Source organism: Paraburkholderia sp. BR10882 (assembly GCF_040948855.1).
In the GTDB taxonomy this organism is placed as follows: domain Bacteria; phylum Pseudomonadota; class Gammaproteobacteria; order Burkholderiales; family Burkholderiaceae; genus Paraburkholderia; species Paraburkholderia nodosa_A.
The window spans coordinates 1-827 of sequence record NZ_JBFPKP010000062.1; the positions used below are offsets into that span (position 1 = coordinate 1).

1 protein-coding gene is annotated in these 827 nt (G+C 61.4%); it reads right to left on the reverse strand.

The features are described 5' to 3' along the window. Positions 1–41 precede the first annotated feature (41 nt). On the reverse strand, positions 42–827 hold a 786-nt coding region (locus tag AB3X99_RS40905), incomplete at its 5' end, for an IS3 family transposase (protein ID WP_368662067.1).

The window sequence follows — 827 nt, forward strand, 5'->3', positions numbered from 1 at the left end:
TGACCTTACCCCTGTTTGACGTATCCCATAGCCGAGGGAATTCAGGCGGCTCGCTGGGCAGCGAGCCAGTTCTTCTCGAACGTCATAGGGCTGACGTAATCGAGCGTCGAGTGTAGCCGATGGGCATTGTAGAAACCCAGCCAATCAACGATTTCGTCCATCACCGCGCGCCGTGTGGCGAAGTGCCGACCATGCAGGCGACCGACTGTCAGCGAACCCCACAAGCTTTCGGTCGGCGCGTTGTCCCAGCAATCGCCACGGCGGCTCATCGACGAACGCATGCCATATGCTTTCAGCGTGTCCTGAAACAGCCCGCTGCAATACTGGCTGCCCCGGTCGCTGTGCATGATCAGGCCCGGCGGCGGACGCCGTCTGAACCATGCCATGCGCAGCGCGTCAGTGACCAGCTCGGCCTTCATGTGAGGCTGCATCGACCAGCCCACCACCTGCCTGCTGAACAGGTCGATGATGACCGCCAGATAAACCCAGCCTTCTGCAGTCGCGCAGTACGTGATGTCGCTCGTCCAGACCTGATTCGGCGCACTCGTCGTGAAGTTACGCTTCAGCAAGTTCGGCGCGACCGGCAGGTTATGGTTCGAATTCGTCGTCGCGATGAACTTGCGCTTGTGCCGAGCACGAATGCCGTGCCGCGCCATCAGATTGCGAACCCGCTCCTTACCCACGCGCACACCACGTGCAACCAGTTCTTTCGTCATGCGCGGCCAGCCGTACTCACCCTTGACCTGCGCATGGATCGCGCGGATGTTGGCCAGCAAGGCATCGTCGCTGATTCGTACCGGGCTGTGCCTCTCCCGGCCCGCTGCAGC